The organism is Methanoregula sp. (assembly GCF_049690535.1).
Classification (GTDB): Archaea; Halobacteriota; Methanomicrobia; order Methanomicrobiales; family Methanospirillaceae; genus Methanoregula.
The window spans coordinates 1-3,209 of record NZ_JBAVMX010000015.1 but is presented as its reverse complement, the minus strand read 5'-3'; the positions used below and the strand labels follow the sequence as shown (position 1 = coordinate 3,209).

Sequence of the window (3,209 nt, the reverse complement as noted above, 5' to 3'; positions counted from 1 at the left end):
TGCTCGTCGGGTTCCCGTCGACCGGTAAAAGCACGCTCCTCAACAAGCTCACCGGTACCGAGAGCGCAGTCGCTGCGTACGCGTTTACCACCCTCACCGTGGTGCCCGGCGCGCTCGAACACAAGGGTGCGAAGATCCAGCTGCTCGATATCCCGGGACTTATCGCCGGCGCAGCCATGGGCAAGGGCCGGGGCAAGGAAGTCATCGGCGTCGTGCGGAGCGCCGACATCATCATCATTCTCGTGGACGTCTTCAACGGCAAGCACGTGAACGTCCTCATCAAGGAACTCTACGACGCGGGCATCCGTATCAACGTCCCGAAACCCGATATCACCATCAAGAAATCCTCGGTGGGTGGCATCCGGCTCTCGGCGGTCGGGGCGCTTGACCTTGACATCGAGGACGTCCGGTCGATCCTCTCCGAGAGCAAGATGATGAACGCGGAAGTGCTGATACGCGGGAACGCGACGCAGGAAGACTTTATCGATGCAGTGCAGGGGAACCGCGTCTACGTCCCGGCGTTCATTGCAGTCAACAAGGTCGACCTCATCGATAAGGAGGCCTACCTTGAGATCGAGCATGATATCAAGAAGAGGTTCGACGTCGAGCCGCTCATGATCTCCGCCCATTCCGGGTACCACATGGAGGAGTTCAAGGATGCGATCTATGACAGCCTCGGGTTCATGCGGGTCTACTTAAAGCCCCAGAACGGCGAGGCCGATCTCGAAGTACCGCTGATCGTCAGGACCGGGAGCACGGTCGAAACGGTCTGTATCAAACTCCACCGGGACTTCGTGCGCCGGTTCAGGTATGCCCGGGTCTGGGGAAAATCCGTGAAGCACGGCGGCCAGAGGGTCGGCCTGACGCATACGCTTCTCGATGGGGACATCCTTACCATCATCATCGAACACTAGCGCCTTATCAACAGGTCTGAACGGGGTATTATTCCCCGGGGTCTGCACCCGGGTTGGTGTACCCCTATATTTTCCCGTGTCTTTTAACCGGATATTATATCAAAACGAATATTTTGTACTGCAACATATACCGTCCTACCGGAGCGAACGTGGAAGACCGTTAAAAACGACGGTCTTCCGGCGGTATGGCATCGGCAAAACACCCGGGGACGTGATGATTGAGGCTGATTTTAACCGGAACGGGGACGGACAGCGATACCGCATACTTCTGGAAGCCCTCAACCACGTGGTCTTTATCCTCGATGAGAACGGGAAATTCGTCTATGTCAGCCCCGGCTGCTTTGAGATCCTGGGACTGCTTCCCGAAGAGATGGTCGGGCGTGCGATGACCAGTCTGGTAGTGCCCGATGATGCAGGCCGGCTGAGTAGCAAGTTTGGGGAGATCAAAACCGGAACGTCCTTCCCTTCGGATTACCGTACCGTGGATACGAAAGGGACCGTCCATCATGTGCGGGCAGTTTCCCGCCTGTTTACCGACACAGACGGGAAAATATACGTGCTCGGGATCGTCGGGGATATCAGTACCTGGAGATGTACAGAGGATGCGCTGGTCGTTGCCCAGGCGAAACTGGAAATACTCAACAGCATCACCCGGCACGATATCGACAACCAGCTGACCGTGATTTTCGGGTACCTCTCGTTTCTTGAAGATGAGAAGCCCCCCCTGCCGCCGCTTGAGATCGCGCAACGGATACACGGGGCAGCTACGACGATCCAGCGGATTAACCGGTTTAGCAAGAACTACCAGGATCTTGGCATCATTGCCCCGGTCTGGCAGAATGTCGGCGAGCTTATGTCACGCGCCCGGCAGGAAGTTCACGCATGGGATCTTGATATCACCATCGGGTCGGAATGTGCCGCGACCGAGATCCTTGCCGATCCCATGGCCGGGAAGGTATTTTTCAATCTCCTCGATAATTCGCTGCGGCATGGCGGGCATATTACCTCGGTGAAATTGACATGCCACAGTGAGGGTGATGCCCTGAAGATCGTATACGAAGATAACGGTACGGGCATTCATGCATCCACCCGCCCCGCCATCTTCCAGTGCAGCAAGGGAAAGAGCCACGGGTACGGTCTTTTTTTGATCCGCGAGATCCTGGCGATCACCGGGTTTACCATAACGGAAAACGGTGTGGAGGGCAGGGGTGTGCGGTTTGAAATTGCCGTACCCCTGGGATCGTTCCGGGTTGCCGTAAATAAACGGATTCCCGTGCCGTGTTAATACGGGTATCACTCTTGCGCGGCCACGGGACACGAGGGCTCTTTTTTAGTCCGGCTTTTTCCCGGTACTGCCGGAGGGGCAGATTGCATCGAGAAGTACCGGGAGCGGGGCACCTGTTTTTACCCCGGTGCCGGAGAAATGCGTACGGCTGGCAGGATACCCGGCAGAACGCAACCGTTCAAGGACCGTCGCAATCGGCGGCGGGGATGCGGCAAGCGACTGGGCGAGCAGATGGTAATCGTAGTGGCTGGAAAGAGGCAGTTCCTCATGACAGACTGCAAGCAGTTTTGCCAGTTCCTTTTTTGTACCGAGTTCGCAGCCGGCAAGCTGCTCCTGCATCTGCATAAGGGTTTCCTCGTGGAACAGGGTTCCCAGGTACAGCGGGCCGATCGGATCGAGTGGTTTTTTACAGTGCGGGCAGGTGGCAGAGGTGGGAACCATGCCGGGCTGCTCCTCGCGATAGGCACAGGAGGGGCACTGCATCACAAAACCGATGTGTGTAATCGTCCTGTCCGCGGCCTGTGCGCCCCGGGTGATCCTGAGATTTAAGCGGACGAAATGTTCCCGAGCAAAGCAGAAGAGCGGTTCGATGCCCCGGTCATATTTCACCGTTTCCCGCACGACAAAACCAAGGAGAATCCGGAGCCCCACTTCCCCATGGTACGCGGTGTTTTTCGGGCGGGCGAAATACCGGCGGATCCCGGCCCGGAGATGCGCCCCGCAGAGCGGTGCCGTATCGGTGGCTGTCACGAGTAAAAACCTCCGGCAGCCCCGGACCCCGGCATCGACAAAGGAGGCAGGTGTCCCGAACGGATCGAGGTCGACCGCGTCAAACGATTGCTCGGACAGGAGGGAACTGATATCCCGGCAGGTGACCCCGATAGGAAGGCCGGACCGGGCCACGTTTCTCTCAATTAAGGGGATCGCTTCCGGGTCCTTGTCGTTTATCGTGACCGGGATCCCGCACTCGTTTGCGACCCGGAGCCCCCGGACCCCGGTCGCTCCCATCG

At 57.9% G+C, this 3,209-nt stretch carries 3 protein-coding genes; 2 read left to right on the top strand and 1 reads right to left on the bottom strand.

What is annotated here, in order from left to right:
• Both WCE46_RS01150 and WCE46_RS01145 read left to right on the top strand, forming a co-directional pair.
• Positions 1-914 (top strand): OBG GTPase family GTP-binding protein (locus tag WCE46_RS01150; protein WP_424731860.1); only part of this gene is annotated, 914 nt, incomplete at its 5' end.
• Between the two features lie 214 nt (positions 915-1,128).
• A complete protein-coding gene (locus WCE46_RS01145; protein ID WP_424731859.1) occupies positions 1,129-2,199 on the top strand; it encodes a PAS domain S-box protein in 1,071 nt (356 codons plus the stop codon).
• A 45-nt stretch (positions 2,200-2,244) separates the two neighbouring features.
• On the opposite strand, the gene WCE46_RS01140 is transcribed toward WCE46_RS01145, so the two are convergent.
• The coding region (locus tag WCE46_RS01140; RefSeq protein ID WP_424731858.1) for a tRNA (guanine(10)-N(2))-dimethyltransferase at positions 2,245-3,209 on the bottom strand (965 nt) is incomplete at its 5' end.